This window comes from Pyruvatibacter sp., assembly GCF_040219635.1.
Classification (GTDB): Bacteria; Pseudomonadota; Alphaproteobacteria; order CGMCC-115125; family CGMCC-115125; genus Pyruvatibacter.
Genome location: NZ_JAVJSC010000001.1, coordinates 67,724 through 83,893 on the forward strand (window position 1 = coordinate 67,724; position 16,170 = coordinate 83,893).

Annotated in this window: 12 protein-coding genes; 7 read left to right on the forward strand and 5 right to left on the reverse strand. The window is 59.6% G+C overall.

The annotated features are described in order from the left end of the window. Window positions 1–40: 40 nt before the first annotated feature. Window positions 41–511: an acetyl-CoA carboxylase biotin carboxyl carrier protein gene (gene accB, locus RIB87_RS00315; RefSeq protein ID WP_350142318.1), complete on the reverse strand. Its 471-nt coding sequence runs from the start codon at window positions 509–511 to the stop codon at window positions 41–43. Between the two features lie 81 nt (window positions 512–592). Next, on the reverse strand, window positions 593–1,033 hold the full coding sequence (gene aroQ / locus RIB87_RS00320; protein WP_350142319.1) for a type II 3-dehydroquinate dehydratase: 441 nt from the start codon (window positions 1,031–1,033) through the stop codon (window positions 593–595). A gap of 236 nt (window positions 1,034–1,269) precedes the next feature. Between aroQ and thiS the strand changes: the two genes are divergently transcribed. Together thiS and RIB87_RS00330 are read left to right on the forward strand one after the other, a co-directional pair. Next, entirely contained in the window at window positions 1,270–1,497 is a 228-nt protein-coding gene (gene thiS / locus RIB87_RS00325; RefSeq protein ID WP_350142320.1) for a sulfur carrier protein ThiS, read from the forward strand. Window positions 1,498–1,535: 38 nt separating this feature from the next. After that, the gene (locus RIB87_RS00330; RefSeq protein WP_350142321.1) at window positions 1,536–2,357 is read left to right on the forward strand and encodes a thiazole synthase; all 822 of its coding nucleotides are present in this window, start codon (window positions 1,536–1,538) and stop codon (window positions 2,355–2,357) included. 13 nt (window positions 2,358–2,370) lie between these two features. Here the strand turns inward: RIB87_RS00330 and RIB87_RS00335 are convergent, their stop codons facing one another. Both RIB87_RS00335 and RIB87_RS00340 read right to left on the reverse strand, forming a co-directional pair. Then, on the reverse strand, window positions 2,371–3,210 hold the full coding sequence (locus tag RIB87_RS00335) for a DsbA family protein (protein WP_350142322.1): 840 nt from the start codon (window positions 3,208–3,210) through the stop codon (window positions 2,371–2,373). A 46-nt stretch (window positions 3,211–3,256) separates the two neighbouring features. After that, the gene (locus tag RIB87_RS00340; protein ID WP_350142323.1) at window positions 3,257–4,633 is read right to left on the reverse strand and encodes a M48 family metalloprotease; all 1,377 of its coding nucleotides are present in this window, start codon (window positions 4,631–4,633) and stop codon (window positions 3,257–3,259) included. A gap of 376 nt (window positions 4,634–5,009) precedes the next feature. Between RIB87_RS00340 and RIB87_RS00345 the strand changes: the two genes are divergently transcribed. Further along, entirely contained in the window at window positions 5,010–6,344 is a 1,335-nt protein-coding gene (locus RIB87_RS00345; RefSeq protein ID WP_350142324.1) for a gamma-glutamyltransferase, read from the forward strand. A gap of 22 nt (window positions 6,345–6,366) precedes the next feature. Continuing rightward, on the forward strand, window positions 6,367–7,521 hold the full coding sequence (locus RIB87_RS00350; protein WP_350142325.1) for a pyridoxal phosphate-dependent aminotransferase: 1,155 nt from the start codon (window positions 6,367–6,369) through the stop codon (window positions 7,519–7,521). Between the two features lie 7 nt (window positions 7,522–7,528). Here RIB87_RS00350 and RIB87_RS00355 read toward each other — a convergent pair whose 3' ends face one another. Beyond that, window positions 7,529–10,342: an Rne/Rng family ribonuclease gene (locus tag RIB87_RS00355; RefSeq protein WP_350142326.1), complete on the reverse strand. Its 2,814-nt coding sequence runs from the start codon at window positions 10,340–10,342 to the stop codon at window positions 7,529–7,531. Between the two features lie 682 nt (window positions 10,343–11,024). Between RIB87_RS00355 and RIB87_RS00360 the strand changes: the two genes are divergently transcribed. The 3 genes from RIB87_RS00360 (at window position 11,025) to prfB (ending at window position 16,162) form a co-directional block, all read left to right on the forward strand. Beyond that, complete coding sequence (locus RIB87_RS00360) at window positions 11,025–12,266, forward strand: N-acetylmuramoyl-L-alanine amidase (protein ID WP_350142327.1); 1,242 nt, start codon at window positions 11,025–11,027, stop codon at window positions 12,264–12,266. 175 nt (window positions 12,267–12,441) lie between these two features. After that, window positions 12,442–14,922, forward strand: a complete 2,481-nt coding sequence (locus RIB87_RS00365) for a penicillin-binding protein 1A (protein WP_350142328.1) — start codon at window positions 12,442–12,444, stop codon at window positions 14,920–14,922. Window positions 14,923–15,036: 114 nt separating this feature from the next. Then, window positions 15,037–16,162 (forward strand): peptide chain release factor 2 gene (gene prfB, locus RIB87_RS00370; protein WP_350142329.1). Its coding sequence is split into 2 segments (ribosomal slippage): window positions 15,037–15,102 and window positions 15,104–16,162, totalling 1,125 coding nucleotides; the frame shifts between segments, so codons are not numbered across the junction. The last annotated feature ends 8 nt before the right edge of the window (window positions 16,163–16,170 follow it).

Genomic DNA, 16,170 nt, shown 5'->3' on the forward strand with positions numbered 1-16,170 from the left:
TCCCGGTGCTTGATAATTTTGTTGGTTTTTGTTGTGTAGCTTACTCGATAACGATAAGCGCTTCGCCGAACTCAACCGGCTGCGCATCCTGCACAAGCACCTGCTTTACCTTGCCGCTTTTGGGCGCTGGGATCGGGTTCATGGTTTTCATGGCTTCAATAATCAGCAGTGTGTCACCCTCTGAAACGCTGTCGCCCACCTGTACGAAGGCAGCTGCCCCCGGCTCCGGTGCCACATAAACCGTGCCTACCATCGGTGATGTTACAGCACCTGCATGGCTTGCAGCATCGCCGGCCGGCTTGTCGCCGGACGCCGCTGGTGCTGCGGGGGTCGTAGAGGCAGCGACGGGCGGCGGCGCATACTGCACAGCGCCGCCGCCTGCATTGCGCGCAACCCTGATTTTGAAATCTTCCGTCTCGACTTCAATTTCGGTCAGCTCGGTTTCCTTGAGCAGATCCGCAAGATCGCGGATCATCTCTTTATCAACCGGGCCGGAATTGGAACTGCTCATCAGGTTCTCCGTTGGACGGTGTGCATTCAAAATGCAGCAAAGGATCAGGTCACGTGCACGCGCAATGCGACACAAAAAAGTCTAGCTGCGGGTTATATCCGCGATGGCGTCCAGCGCAAGGTCATAGCCAAGCGGGCCAAAGCCGCAAATGACGCCGCGCGCGATGTCTGAAATGAAAGAGTGCTGGCGAAAATCCTCGCGGGCATAGGGGTTAGAAAGATGAACCTCGATAACAGGTTTATCGCACGCAAGCACGGCGTCGCGAATGGCAACTGACGTGTGCGTGTAGCCCGCCGCATTGAGAACCACCCCGTCTGCTCCGGTGCGCGCCTCCTGCAACCAGTCCACAAGCTCGCCTTCGCGGTTGGACTGGCGAAAATCGGCGGTCAGCCCAAGCGCTCTGGCTTTCGCGGCCACGCGCTTTTCAAGGTCGGCCAGCGTGCCCGCGCCATAAATCTCCGGCTCCCGCTGGCCAAGCAGGTTCAGGTTTGGACCGTTAAGAACAAAAATTGTCGCCGCCATGCGTAAACGAACCTTTTTGCAGTCTTTGTGTACGCCACCAGATCAGGCGCGCATAGGGTTTCGGGCGGCAGTTGGTTGCAGGCCCCAGCCAAACAAGTGTTACTAGCTCATGTGTTATACGTGAGCGACGCCCCACCGCAAAGCCATGCCCGCCCTGTGGTGTTTAAGAGTATTTTGGCCCGACATCCCTTGCCAGCCCGTTGAAAAAGAACGGGCGCATCATCATTATTGCGCCCATGATTACACAGTCCACACAATCCGCTCTCACGTTACATATCAATGGTGAGGAGCGCGCTGTACCGGCTCCGGCAAGTGTTGAGTCTCTGCTGACCTATCTGGGGCTGGAACCGCGCAAGATTGCCGTCGAACGCAACCTCGAAATTGTGCCTAAATCCCTGTATGCGCAGACAGTTCTGTGCGACGGCGACCGGATTGAGATTGTGCAGTTCGTCGGCGGCGGCTAGGCATTTGGCCAGCGCTGAAAAAAGAAAGATCCGTTCTTATGTCCAACGCCTCAGCAAAAGCTGACACGGCCTCACCCGCACTGTCACCGGATGACAAACCGCTCGTCATAGCCGGGCGTGAATATTCGTCGCGGCTGATTATCGGTACCGGCAAATACGAAACCTACCAACAAAACGCGGATGCGGCTGAGGCTGCGGGCGCGGAAATTGTCACGGTCGCGATCCGGCGGGTCAACCTGACAGACCCGTCGCAGCCCCGCCTGGCAGACTATCTGGACCCTCAGCGCTATACATATCTGCCCAACACGGCGGGCTGCTTCACGGGTGAAGATGCCGTGCGCACCTTGCGTCTGGCGCGCGAGGCAGGCGGGTGGACACTGGTCAAACTTGAGGTGCTCGGCGATCAGAAAACGCTCTACCCCGACATGCGTGAGACCCTGCGCGCCGCTGAACTGCTGATCGGCGAGGGCTTTGACGTGATGGTCTATTGCAGTGATGACCCCATCATGGCGCGCGACCTTGAGCAGATGGGCTGCTGCGCCATCATGCCGTTGGCAGCGCCCATCGGGTCCGGCCTTGGTATTCAAAACCCCGTCAATATCCGGCTCATCATTGAGCAATCCAAAGTGCCGGTGCTGGTGGATGCGGGCGTCGGTACAGCGTCTGACGCAGCGGTTGCCATGGAGCTTGGCTGCGACGGCGTGCTTATGAACACAGCCATAGCCGAGGCGCGCGACCCGATCCGCATGGCGCGGGCGATGAAACATGCAGTGCAGGCGGGCAGGGATGCCTATCTGGCCGGGCGAATGCCCAAAAAACGCTACGCCGACCCAAGCTCGCCACTTGCAGGGCTTATCTAGCCGTTAAACGCGGTTAGCTGGCGTCGCGTACAGCTTCAATTCGGGCTTCCAGCGCCTCAAGCGGCGCGGCACCGGGCACAAGTTCATCGCCGATAATAAAGGCCGGTGTCCCGCGGACACCTACCTCGCGGGCAAGTGCGCGGTTGTTGTCAATGATGGCTTCGACGCGGGCGCTTTCCATGTCGCGCGCCAGCCGGTCCACATCCAGCCCCACATCTTCGGCGATCTCCATCACCTTCTCTCGGTCCAGCTTGCCTTCAGAGCGCAGCAGCGCGAAATGGAACGGCAGATACTTGCCCTGCGGCACAGCAGCGATTGCCGCCTGCGAGGCCACTGTCGAGTCAGGCCCTAAAATGGGCAGTTCTTTGAGCACCAGCCGCACGTCGTCTGTCGTCTCAATCAGTTTTTGCATGTCATCGGCAGTTTGCTTGCAGTAGGGGCAGCGATAATCGAAAAACTCAATAACCGTGATTGAGCCTTCCGGGTTGCCAGCGACATATGAAACACCGTCACGCTCCAGCGCGTCACGGTTGGCGTTTATGATCACGCGCTGTTGCTCACGTTCGGCGATGCTCTCATACGCATCCAGTGCGTCCATGACTTCCAGCATCAATTGCGGGTTGGCAATCAGGTAGTCACGAATAACCTCGCCGATGGCTTCTTTCTGCACATCGGAAAAAACATCTTCCCCCAACTGCACCCCCTCCTGTGGAGCCGATTGCTGGGCCGATGCCCCAATCGGTGCGGCCACCAACAATGCCAATCCGACCAGCGCTGCGATCACCAGTGATCCCGTGCGTTCACCAGGCAGCCGTCCGGCGCAAATATTCAAAGCGCAAATATTCAAAGCCATGAGTCCTCATCAATGAGCGGCGAGCAAAACGCGCCGCTACATGAAACTAGAAGTTCGGTTTTTCAATCCGTGAAATGTCATCGGCGCGGCGCCAGGCAGGACTGCCTTCGGACAATTCGCGTTTGGCGCGGGCGGCCCATTGCTTGGCTTCGGGCAGGTTACCCGCCGCAGCATTTTGCTCTGCCGTCGAAAGCGCGGCCATCGCATTGTTGCCCTCCTGCGCATAGGCCTGCGCCAGAATGCGGAAGGCAGTGGGGTAGTCCCGTTCAATCTGAGTAGCCTGCTCCAGAATCATGCGGGCCTTGGTAACATTCGCAGGTGTTTCTGTTGCCAGCAAAGACTGTCCCAGCCCGATCATTATCAAGGGCTCATCAGGACGCAGATCATTTGCCGCGGCATAGGCGACAGCAGATTCATCCGCGCGTCCGGATTCAAACAGCGCCTGACCCTTGAACTCATGGAAAAACGGGTTGTCGGGATAATCCGCAATCAGCGCGTCAATTTCGGTGATGGCGCGGTCGGTGCTGGGAATCTTGTAATAGGCAATGGCGCGGGCATACCGCGCCGCCTTGCTGGTGTTGCTTTCGGGAAAGCGCCTGAATGTGGTTTGCGGGCGGTCAATGAAGCCATGCAGCTTGGCCTGCACCAGTTCCATCATGTCCTGCCATTCAGGCGGATCTTTTGCATCACGGAACGGCGATTCTGAAACCCGGTTTGTAAGCGCGGCAATGCGTTCGCGTGACAACGGGTGTGTGCGCACATACGGATCCTGCGACCGTTCCGACAGCGCTTCCTGGTCCGCCAGCTTATCGAAGAATGACACCAGCCCCTGACCGGTCTGGCCCGTGCGCTCCAGAAAGTCCAGCGCGGCCTGGTCGGCGGCTGCTTCCTGCGTGCGCGAATAAGTGAGGAATGACCGTTGGGCGACGGTCTGCCCGCCGGTGATGAGCGCAAGCCCCGCATCGCCCGCACCGGCAAAAATGGCACCGATACCCAGCAGGTAGCCGATGATCGCCGGGGCTGTCGCTGCGGCCACAGCTTCCTGTGAGCGCGACAGGTGGCCGCCGGTAATGTGCCCGGCCTCGTGTGCCATCACGCCGATAATTTCGTTGGGTGTTGACGCCTGTTGAATGGTGCCGGTGTGCATGAACACGTTCTGGCCGCCGGTCACAAATGCATTGATGCTCGGTGCATTCACAATATACGTGTCCACCGCCTGCGGGTTGAGGCCGGCCGCCACAAACACAGGTTCTGAAATAGTGCGGATAAACCGCTCGGTTTCCGCATCGCGGATCAGCGAGATTGCCCAGGCGTGTTGCATTGGCAGCATGACCGCTGCCGCCACGCATAGCGCCTGAACAGTCCGGCGAAACGTCTGGCCCGAAACGGCGGGGCGAAAAAAGCCGAAGGATGTTTTTGACATTTTGCTCCGCATGTCCCCTTGGTGCTGTCGGCGGATGTCGCCTGTGAACGCGTTAAAGGTCGGCGTAAAAGGCTTCATTTAGGCTGCATTAAAGGTCGGCTTTGGTTTGTGTTCCGCGTATTCTGCTGGTCGTTGAATGTTGCATCTACCGGGTATGAGGGCGAAGTTGCCCGTCAATCTTCCGCCAATCAATGGCTGAACCGACAAACAAAGTGATTCTCGCGGAGTGTTGAACGTGATTTCAGGGATAAACCGTCGCCATGGCTACAATAAGGTCGCCAAAAAGGCCTTTTTGGGTCGCAAAGCGCCCGCATTAGCTGCAGCAGCGTTAACGTTACTGACCGCCTGTTCATCCGGCAGTGATGCCGAAGGTCGCTTGGCAACGGCAGAGTTTCGGGCAAGCCAGCAGTCTGGCGTCGGCATCACTTTGGCTGATGCACCTGACGTACGCACATTCATTGGAGCAGTTGTAGCCGACGAGCCACGCGCCGCGTTGGCCGCGCGTGATGTACTTGAAGCGGGGGGCAGCGCGGTTGATGCCATTACAGCGCTCTATTTCACCCTTGCGGTGACCATGCCCCATGAAGCGGGACTTGGCGGCGGCGGAATCTGTCTGGTGCATGATCCCGACGCGCGCACAGTCACGAGCTATGATTTTCTGGCCCGCCGCTCGCGCGCCGGTGGGCCGGTGGCGGTGCCGGGCAATGTGCGCGGCTTTGCCCTGATGCACGCCGTGCATGGCCGCGCCCAGTGGTCGAGCCTCATTTCGCCGGCCGAAGTTCTGGCCGCGAAAGGCCACGAATTATCGCGCGCAACAGCCCGCGAACTGGCACCACTCGCACCCGCCATTCGCTCTATTCCCCAACTCGCCGCTATCTATCTTGGCGCAAATGGCCAGCCGCTTAGTGAAGGCGATCTGCTGGTTCAGGCAGGGCTTGCAGCCTCCCTTGGTCAGGTCCGCGCCAACGGACCTCGCGGTCTTTACACAGGCGACACAGCGCAGGCCTTTGCAACGCAGGCAGCCCGCCTTGGGAGCGCCATCAGCATTGAGGAATTGCGTGCCTACCGGCCCTCGTCGCAACCCGCCCAGGCCATATCCGTTGGCAACCAGACACTGTCATTGCCGGCATCCGGCACGGGGGCGGGCACCTATATGGCCTCCCTGTGGCCCGTCATTCAGGGCAAAACCGGCGCAGCCCTGCTGCAGGCCGCCCGCGCCGAGCTTGCCCGCGCCGGGGCTGAAACAGAACTGCCGCCGTCGCTGGGCTCCACAGGTTTTGTCGTTGCCACAGCAGGTGGTGATGCCGCGGCCTGCGCTGTCACCATGAACGGGCCTTTTGGCACCGGGCGTGTCGTGCCCGGCACGGGCATTGTTCCGGCCCGCGCGCCTGATGCACCCGGCTTTGGTCTTGCGGGCGCGTTTCTGGCGCCGGCGCTTGTCACCAACGAATTCAACGGATCGTTCTTTTTCGCTGGTGCAGGGGCAGGAGGGCCGGCAGCCCCTGCCTCGGTGCTGAGCCTTGTTGACGGCATCATGACACGCTCTCAGACATTTGATGCAGCACAGGCGGGCATGGCAACGGACACGCAGAACCTCGTCAATGCCGTGGCCTGCCCGGCGGGCGCACCACGCGAAGACGCAAGCTGCACATTTGGTGCTGACCCCAACAGCGCAGGCCTTGGCCTGCTTGGCTTCCCGCCGGACAGTTGATCTGTCAGTTGGTTGTGCGCCGGTGAAAGCGTCCAAACGAGGTCAGGTTGATCCGTTCATTGTCATGGACGTGATGCGCGCCGCCAATGCTCGCGAAGCTGCAGGGCATCCGGTTATCCACATGGAAGTGGGCCAGCCCGGCACGCCCGCGCCAAGGCGTGTGCGGGATGCAGCGGCGGCGGCACTGTCAACCCACCGGCTTGGATATGCTGAAGCCCTGGGCCTGCCCGAACTGCGCCAGCGCATTGCCGGGCATTATGCACAAGGCTATGGCGTAGATGTGCCCGCAGAGCGGGTGGTGATTACATCCGGCAGTTCTGGCGGTTTCCAACTCGCATTTCTGGCCGCATTCGACGCCGGGGCCCGCATCGCACTGGCCATGCCCGCCTATCCGGCCTATCGCAATATTTTGAAGGCGCTGGACCTTGAAGCCGTGCCCGTGGTGACGGGGGCCGATGCCGGTTATCAGATGACCGCAAGCGCCCTTGAAGACGCTGCACGTGACGGCACACTTGATGGCGTGCTCATCGCCAGCCCCGCCAACCCGACAGGCGCGATGATTGCGCCGGATGAACTCGCAGCCATTGCAAACGTTGCCAGAGCCTGCGACCTGACACTCATCAGCGACGAGATTTATCACCGACTTACATATGGCACGGTTGCTGAAACAACAGCACTTGCGGTTGATGACAGCGCCATCGTGGTCAACAGTTTTTCTAAGTACTATTCCATGACCGGCTGGCGTATCGGCTGGATGATTGTGCCCGAAGAGATGGTGCGCCCGATTGAGCGGCTCGCACAAAACCTGTTCATCTCAGTGCCGACGCTGAGTCAGATTGCCGCCGTGCAGGCGTTTGATGCAAGTGATGAACTGGACGCAAACTTTGCCGTGTACCGTGCCAACCGCGACATTCTGCAAGCAGGGCTTCCGCAGGCAGGCTTCACCCACCTCGCGCCATCCGACGGGGCGTTCTATATTTACGCAGACGTTGCCCATCTCACGAACGACAGCGAAGCCCTGTGCCAGCGCATTCTGCGTGAGGCTAATATAGCCGTTACGCCGGGCACGGATTTTGATCCGGTGGCAGGCAGAACCACAGTGCGGTTTTCATTCGCCGGACAAACCGGACAGATGGCCGAAGCCGTCGATCGGCTGACAGCGCTCAAACTCGCGTGAAAGCGACCTAGCTGGAAATCCGGCGCTGCCACCAGCCACGTTTGGCTGGTTCGTCAGGTGGTGTATCTACAGGGGATGTATCGGCAGAGGGTGCCGCGTCAGCAGGTGTCGTTTCCATGGCTGTTGCCAGTACGGGCTCCGGCTCCCGCTCCGGCTGCGCCTGTGGTTCGGGCGCAGCAGATGCTGCATCCCGCTCCACAACCAGCGGCTCGGATGAGCCAGATGCGTAGCCAACCAGCACAGGTGCCTCGTCGGATGACGCGTCGTCGCTCACCGCCTTATCCGCTATGGCATCAGATGTATCGCCTTCGCCATCGCTGCGGGTGCCTTGCCCATCTGTCTCATCAGATGAGGTGCGCCGATGCCGCCGGCCGCCACGCCGACCGCGCCTGCGGCGCTTGCGGGGCTTGCCATCTTCATCGAGTTCGTCTTCCTCAGATGATCTGTCTACAGACGATTTATCGTCCGACCCATCAGTGTCCGTGTCGGCTGCAGATGCATCACTATCAGATCCATTACTTGTTTGCTCGTCCTGATCGCCGGACTTGCGCCCTCCGCGCGGCCGTCTGCGGCGTTTGCGTTTAGGCTTCTCATCGTTGTCGCCCTCAGCCGTCCGGCCCTCATCGCTATCGGCTTCTTCCTCGGCACGGGCCGCAGCCTCTGCCGCCGCATCCAACGCTGCATCATCGTCATCATCAAACGCGCTTTCCATGCTCAGTGCGGTTGACGTATCTGATAGATCAGGTGTCCGGTCGTCGGTGCGCTTGATGGTGTAGGCGGGCGCAATGAGCGAATTGTCCGCCAGCAGGTAAATCGATACGCGGCATCGGCGTTCGATATCCAGCAGCGTGGCGCGCTTCTGGTTGAGAATGAACACCGCCACGTCCGCAGCGACGCTGACATCAAGCCCGCTGGCCTTGCCTTTTGCTGCTTCCGCCTCGATGGCGCGCAATACTTGCAGTGCAGCTGATTCACTCGACCGCACAATACCCGTGCCTTTGCAGTGGGGGCAGGCATCCGTTGAGCCTTCCAGCACGCCGGACCGCATACGCTGGCGTGACATTTCAAGCAGCCCGAACGACGAGATGCGGCCGACCTGAATGCGCGCACGATCCTGCTTTAGGTTGTCTTTGAGTTTGTTCTCAACTGACCGGTTGTTGCGCGGCTCATCCATGTCGATGAAGTCGATGACGATGAGGCCGGCCATGTCGCGCAGGCGCAACTGGCGGGCAATTTCTTCGGCTGCTTCCATGTTGGTTGAAAGCGCGGTCGCTTCAATGTTGTGTTCCTTGGTCGACTTGCCGGAGTTCACATCAATCGACACCAACGCTTCGGTCGGGTTGATGACAATGTAACCACCGGACTTGAGCGTCACGGTCGGCTCCAGCAGTGCGTCCAGTTCACTCTGAACTCCAAAGCGCTGCAACAGCGGTTCACGCTCCGTGTAGCGCTTCACGTTCTTCGCATGGCTCGGCATGAGCATCCGCATGAACTCTTTGGCATCTTTGTAGGCGGCATCACCGTCGACAATGATCTCGTCGATGTCCTTGGAATACTGATCGCGGATCGACCGCTTGATAAGGTCACCTTCCTCGTAGATGAGGGCAGGGGCCGACGATTTGAGCGTCAGGTCGCGAATGTTTTCCCAAAGCCGCAGCAGGTAATCAAAGTCGCGTTTGATCTCGACTTTGGTGCGGTTGGCGCCCGCAGTGCGCACGATCAGGCCCATGCCGTCTGACACATCCATCTCGTTCATCGCCTCTTTAAGGCGGCGGCGGTCTGAGGTGTTGGTGATTTTGCGCGAGATCCCACCGCCACGCGCGGTGTTGGGCATCAGCACGCAATACCGTCCGGCAAGCGAAAGATATGTCGTCAGAGCAGCGCCCTTGTTGCCGCGCTCTTCCTTGACCACCTGCACCAGCAAAATCTGGCGGCGCTTGATGACTTCCTGGATCTTGTAGTGGCGTGATCGGTTGCGCGCCGGGCGACGATTGGAGGTGCCGCCATTGCGGCCACGACCCGCGCCCCTGTTCTGGCCACGCTTCTGGTCCCTGCCCGCAGAGCGACGGCGACGGCCGTCTTTTTTCTCGCCGTCAGATGACGCATCCGCGCTGGCACCAGCGTCGTCATCTTCGTCTTCGTCTTCGTCTTCGTCATCCTCGTCGTCGTCACCGACTTCGTCATCTTCATCATCTTCAGAAGATGTCACTTCCTCGACACTGTCTTCGTCCTCGATTTCTTCAATGTCACTTTCCGGTGCATCACCAATGCTGTCATCGTCAGATGAAGCTTCGTTGTCTTCGGATGTCACATTTTCTGAAACGCTTTCAACCGGCACTGCCGATGCAGCGATGACGGAATCCGTTTTATTGTCATCAGCGTCAGTATCTTCGGCCGCAGCTAAACCTGTGTCGCTGCTGTCAGGATCGACAACAGGTGTTTCCTCGGCCTCATCTGCCCCATCTGTGTTTTCGTTACCGTCATCATCATCAAACGCGTCGTCGGCGTCTTCACGCGCTTCGCGGGCGCGATTTTCCTCGGCTTCTTCTGCCAGAAGCTTTTCGCGGTCAGCGACGGGGATTTGATAATAGTCCGGGTGGATCTCGCTGAACGCCAGAAAGCCGTGCCGGTTACCGCCATACTCAATGAAGGCAGCCTGCAGCGAGGGTTCAACGCGCGTGACTTTGGCGAGATAGATGTTGCCCCTCAGGGGGCGCTTGGCTTCGGATTCAAAGTCGAAGTTCTCGACGCGGTTTCCGGACACGATGGCCACGCGGGTTTCTTCCCGGTGGGCCGCGTCGATCAGCATTTTCTTGCCCATAGGCATGTTCTCCAGGCGCGCCGCTGCAAGGCGGGACCAGCGCAAAGGCTGGCCGGGCCGGCATCACTGCCGCGCGGCGCACAATAAGGGATGAGGGGGCGTTGCCACGCGCTCTGGCACCAAAAGGTGCGCGCTCATGCAGAAACCGCATCGCTGCCGGGAGGGCGGCGATGGTCCTGAGTGAGCTGGAACGGGTCGCAAGCATTGTTTGGTTCGGGTCGTTCTGGCGCAATAGAAACGCCGGTTATCAGTCAGTTTTCAAAGGCGGGCCGGGCGAAAACGCCGTTTGTCGGCCCTGTTAATGTCTCGACCGGGATACGCCATGCGGTTTGCCTGACGCGGGCCCCGATACGGGAAAAATCATGTTCGGCGGCAATCCGCTCTTCCGGTATTGAAAACCGGTCCCCTGCGAGTCGCCCAAAATGGTCAACATTCGTCAAAATCGCGGATTTCAGGCCGTTTTTCGGCCCATGAAACGCGTTTCTCAGCGATGCATACCTGAGGCATGTTGTAGCCGGGCGATGCCAGCAAGCGCAAGCGGCACGATCAAAGCCCGCAAAATGCCCAAAAAACAGCATCACTGGCAGCCTGCGACCAGGATGGTTTATGAGCCGTTAATCCATTGGCACATAATATGATGCCGGATTTAGTAACTCTGCCCCCGGTTTGGACGTCTATCTCAATGCTGCATTTGGTCTGGTCGATCAGGACACATGTGATTTCCCTGCTCGTTGTGCTGGCCACCATGCTGGCTGCACCCGCGCAGCCTGCTCATGCCAACGCCCCGTCAGTCACCGATGTGCGTCTTGGCAAAAGCGGCGAGACCACGCGCTTTGTGCTCGAACTCAGCGGCAAGGTGGAAGCCAAGGCCTTTACCCTGGCCGACCCACACCGCCTGATTATTGATTTGCCAGCCCTCGACTGGGAACTTGCCTCAGACTTTGTGCCTTCGGGCCGTGGCCTTGTCGGCAGCTTCCGCTATGGCCTGTTTCGCCCCGGCAACGCCCGGGTGGTGATTGACCTTGCAGGTCCTGCCGCCGTGTCGCGCTCATTTGTGTTGCCGCCGGATGCAGCGACAGGTCGAAACTGGCGGATTGTTTTTGATCTTGTCGCCACCAGCGATGCGGCGTTCCGCCAGAATGCCGGTTGGCCGGATGCCCGCCCGTCAGCCCCTGTCGCCTCAGCGCCCCAACCCGATATGCCTGCGCGCCAGCCGGTGTCCAACGCGCGCAAGGTGATTGTCATTGATGCAGGCCATGGCGGTGTGGACCCGGGTGCCATAGGCGGCCGTGGCACCCGCGAAAAAAACGTCACGCTGGCGTTCGCCAAAACCCTGGGCGATGCCCTGCGGGCCAGCGGCAAATATGAGGTTCACCTCACCCGCGACACCGATATTTTCATTGAGCTGCGCGAGCGCGTCGCTATCGCCCGCCGCCACAACGCGGACCTGTTTATCTCCGTCCATGCGGATTCAATCGAACGCCGCGATGTGCGCGGGGCATCCGTTTATACCTTGTCGGAAACAGCATCCGACGCGGAGGCCGCGCGCCTTGCCCGCAAAGAAAATGAGGCCGACGTGATCGCGGGCGTTGATCTGGGCGGCGAGGTGGACGAAGTCCGCAACATCCTGATCGATCTGGCCCAGCGCGAGACTAAAAACCTGTCCGTGCGGTTTGCGCAGACGCTGATCCCCAAAATCGCCGAGGTCACGCCGGTTCTGCGTAACACGCACCGGTTTGCCGGTTTTCGCGTGCTCAAGGCTCCCGATGTGCCCTCAGTGCTTATCGAAATGGGGTTTCTGACCAACAGTGACGATGAAGTGAGCCTTACTTCCGGGACGTGGCGCCAAAAAACGGCCAAGGCTCTCGCGCGGGGCATAGATGCCTACTTCGCTGAGCGTATGGCGGAGGCCGCAGCCCAGTGACGGATCCGGTGTTAACCGCCGTGGTGAGTATCTGCGGCATCCTGCCACCAACTACCCGGTTTGGTTGGAAAATCAGGTCATTGCCGTGCCATAATCAAAGCTTATTCAACGACGGTATATTTCGCTCCACCCTTGGGCAGATCACCCGCCCCACAAGCAGACTGTGTATGTGCTGATGATGAGAATACTTGCCTATCTGGGTGTTGCCGGTGTGGTGCTGGCGTCTGGTGCCGCGTTGGGCGTTGCGTTTTTGCTGTGGAGCTTTTCGCGCGATCTGCCGCCGCACGATCAACTTGCTGTCTATGAACCGCCGGTGATGACCCGTGTTCATGCGGATGATGGCTCCCTGATTGCCGAGTTCGCCCGTGAGCGTCGCCTCTACGTGCCGATCACGGCCATCCCCAAAGACCTCATCAATGCGTTCCTCTCGGCTGAAGACAAAAACTTCTACGATCATGAAGGCGTGGACATGTTCGGCGTGCTGCGCGCGACGGTGTCCAACGTTTCCAACTACTTCAACGACCGCCGTCTTGAGGGCGCCTCGACAATTACCCAGCAGGTGGCGAAAAACTTTCTGCTCACCAACGAAGTGTCGTTTGAACGCAAAATCAAGGAAGCGCTGCTCGCCCGACGGATTGAAAGCGCATACTCCAAAGACCGTATTCTTGAACTCTATCTCAACGAGATTTTCCTGGGCCTTGGCTCATATGGCGTCGCTGCCGCAGCGCTTAACTATTTCGGCAAGTCGCTGGATGAACTGACGCTCGGCGAAATGGCCTATCTGGCTGCGCTGCCCAAGGCGCCAAACAATTATCATCCGTTTCGAGCGCGCGAACGCGCCATTGCACGGCGCAACTGGGTATTGGCCCGGATGACCGAAAACGGGCTGGTGACACCGTTTGAAGCATCAGTAGCACGCGCGGAACCGTTCAACATCACACCGCGTGCCGGCGGCACCCAGATTGTTGCAACCCAGTATTTCGTGGAAGAAGTCCGCCGCCGCACGATTGAGCAATATGGCGACGAAAAGATTTATGATGGCGGCCTGTCGGTACGCACGACCGTGGATACAAACCTCCAGGCACTGATCCGTGGGGCTTTGCGTGAAAGTCTGGTGGCCTACGATCGACGTCATGGCTGGCGTGGTCCCTTTGCCCGTATGGAAGACAGGACCGATTGGCCGACGCTGCTTGTTGGCGTGAACACTGCCGGTGACCTTGCACCCTGGCGTCTTGCGGTCGTGCTTGATGTGACCCCCGAAGGGGCCGAGATCGGCCTGCGTCCCGACCTCGATGAGGGCGGCAACATGATTGACCCCGGTGAAACGGGCTATGTGCCGCTTTCCCAAGTCAAATGGGCCCGCAAGTCGGAGAACAACCGCATCACCGGCCCGGAAGTGACCGACACGACGCAGGTACTCGCTGCTGGCGATGTCATTTGGGTTTCACCCGCCCAGAGCACCGAAACAGCGCGTGCCCAAAAACAATACATGCTGCGTCAGATACCTGAAGTGAACGGCGCTGTGGTTGCGATGGATCCCCACACGGGCCGTGTTCGCGCGCTTGTGGGCGGGTTCAGCTACCAGCTTTCCGAGTTCAACCGGGCAACACAGGCCATTCGTCAGCCTGGCTCAGCGTTCAAGCCGTTTGTGTATGCAGCAGCGCTGGACAATGGCTACACCCCGTCAAGTCTGGTGTTGGACGCACCTTTTGTGATTGAGCAGGGGCCGGGGCTCGCATTGTGGAAACCGGAAAACTATTCGCGCACTTTTTATGGACCGTCCACGCTGCGGCTGGGTCTTGAAAAGTCGCGCAACGTCATGACCGTGCGGCTGGCGCAGGCCATCGGCATGGACAAAGTGTCTGAGTATGCCCGCCGTTTCGGTATCATGGATGACATGATGCCGGTGCTTGCCATGTCACTGGGCGCGGGCGAAACCACGCTGCTCAAAATGACCAACGCGTATAGTATGCTCGTCAATGGCGGCAAGCGAATTGAGCCGGTTCTTATCGACCGTATTCAGGACCGGTTTGGACGCACGATCTATCGCAATGACGTACGTGAATGCCCCGGTTGTGCTGCTGAGGAATGGACCGGTCAGGCTGCGCCGACCATTTCAGACACCCGTGAGCGTGTGATTGATCCGCGTACGGCCTATCAGGTTGTATCCATGCTGCGCGGCGTGGTTGAGCGCGGCACCGGGCGATCCATCGCCGCGGTTGGCAAACCCCTGGCAGGCAAGACCGGCACCACCAACCGCGAGCAGGATGCGTGGTTTGTCGGCTTCTCGCCTGATCTGGCATTAGGTGTATTCATCGGCTTTGATGAGCCAAAACCCATGGGCCGCGGCGAAACCGGTGGCGGGCTTGCGGCACCTGTGTTCCGCGACATCATGGCGGTGGAACTGGCAGACAAGCCAGCCATCCCGTTCCGCATTCCTCCCGGCGTGACGTTGGTGCGGGTGGATGCAAAGTCCGGTCTGATAGCCAGTCCCGGCGCGCCAGATGCCATGCTTGAGGCTTTTAAGGCAGGCACAGAGCCCCGCGCGCCCACCGGTGTTTTGCGCGGCACCACCTCTGATGACTTTGCCTCTGACACAGCAGGTCCGGTGCGTCCGGTGCCAACGCTTGGCACAGGCACAGGCGGGCTTTACTGATTGCCCTTTGGGCCCTAGTTTTGCGCGCTTCGCAGCCTTTTATTGGGGCGGTTGATGTGCGCGGACGATGCTGCGCGCTATCTGCAGCCGTCCGTCATTTTCAGGAGACACTTCATGCGCGCCGAGGTCCGCGATCTCGTTGACGAACTCCAGCAGTCGCTTGCACTGCTGAGGAGGCATCTTTGACCCGGATGCGACCCAAACAGCACTTGAAGGCCTGAACGTCCGCGCCGAAGACCCCACACTGTGGGATGATCCGGAAAAGGCACAGGAAGTGATGCGCGAGCGCACACGCCTGGAGACGGCCCTCAGGAATTACCGTGAGCTTGAAACCACCCTTGCCGACAGCGTCGAGCTGATTGAAATGGGCGAGGCCGAAGGCGACGACGACGTGGTGGCAGAAGCAGAAAACGCGCTGCGCGAGGCGCGCGATCTTGCTGCTGAACGCGAGCTTGAAACGCTTCTGTCCGGCGAGGCCGACAGCAACGACACCTATGTTGAAATCCACGCAGGCGCCGGCGGAACCGAATCCAACGACTGGGCGCAGATGCTGCTGCGCATGTACATGCGCTGGGCCGAGGCGCGCGACTACAAGGTTGAGCTTGTGGCGGAAACGCCCGGCGATGAAGCAGGCATCAAGTCCGCCACTTTGCAGATCAAAGGTCATAATGCGTATGGCTGGCTGCGCACTGAATCCGGCGTGCACCGTCTGGTACGCATTTCACCATTTGACAGTCAGGCGCGACGGCATACGAGCTTTGCCAGCGTCTGGGTTTATCCCATCGTGGATGACTCGATTGAGATCGACATCCCTGAATCAGACGTGCGCATTGATACGTTCCGTGCGTCCGGTGCGGGCGGTCAGCACGTCAACACCACCGACAGTGCTGTGCGCATTACCCACAACCCCACCGGCATCGTGGTGCAGTGCCAGAATGAACGCTCCCAGCACAAGAACCGCGCGACCGCGTGGACCATGCTGCGTGCCCGGCTGTATGAAGCTGAGCTGCAGCGCCGCGAGGAAGCAGCACAGGAGCAGGCCGCTTCCAAGACCGACAACGGCTGGGGCCACCAGATCAGGTCATATGTGTTGCAGCCCTATCAGTTGGTGAAGGATCTGCGTACCAATGTCGAAATCGGCAACCCGCAGGCCGTGCTGGATGGTGGCATTGATCCGTTCCTCGCCGCGGCGCTGGCCAACAAGGTGGAAGAGGGCGGCAGCAGCGAAGCCGCCGAGTAGCCAACACA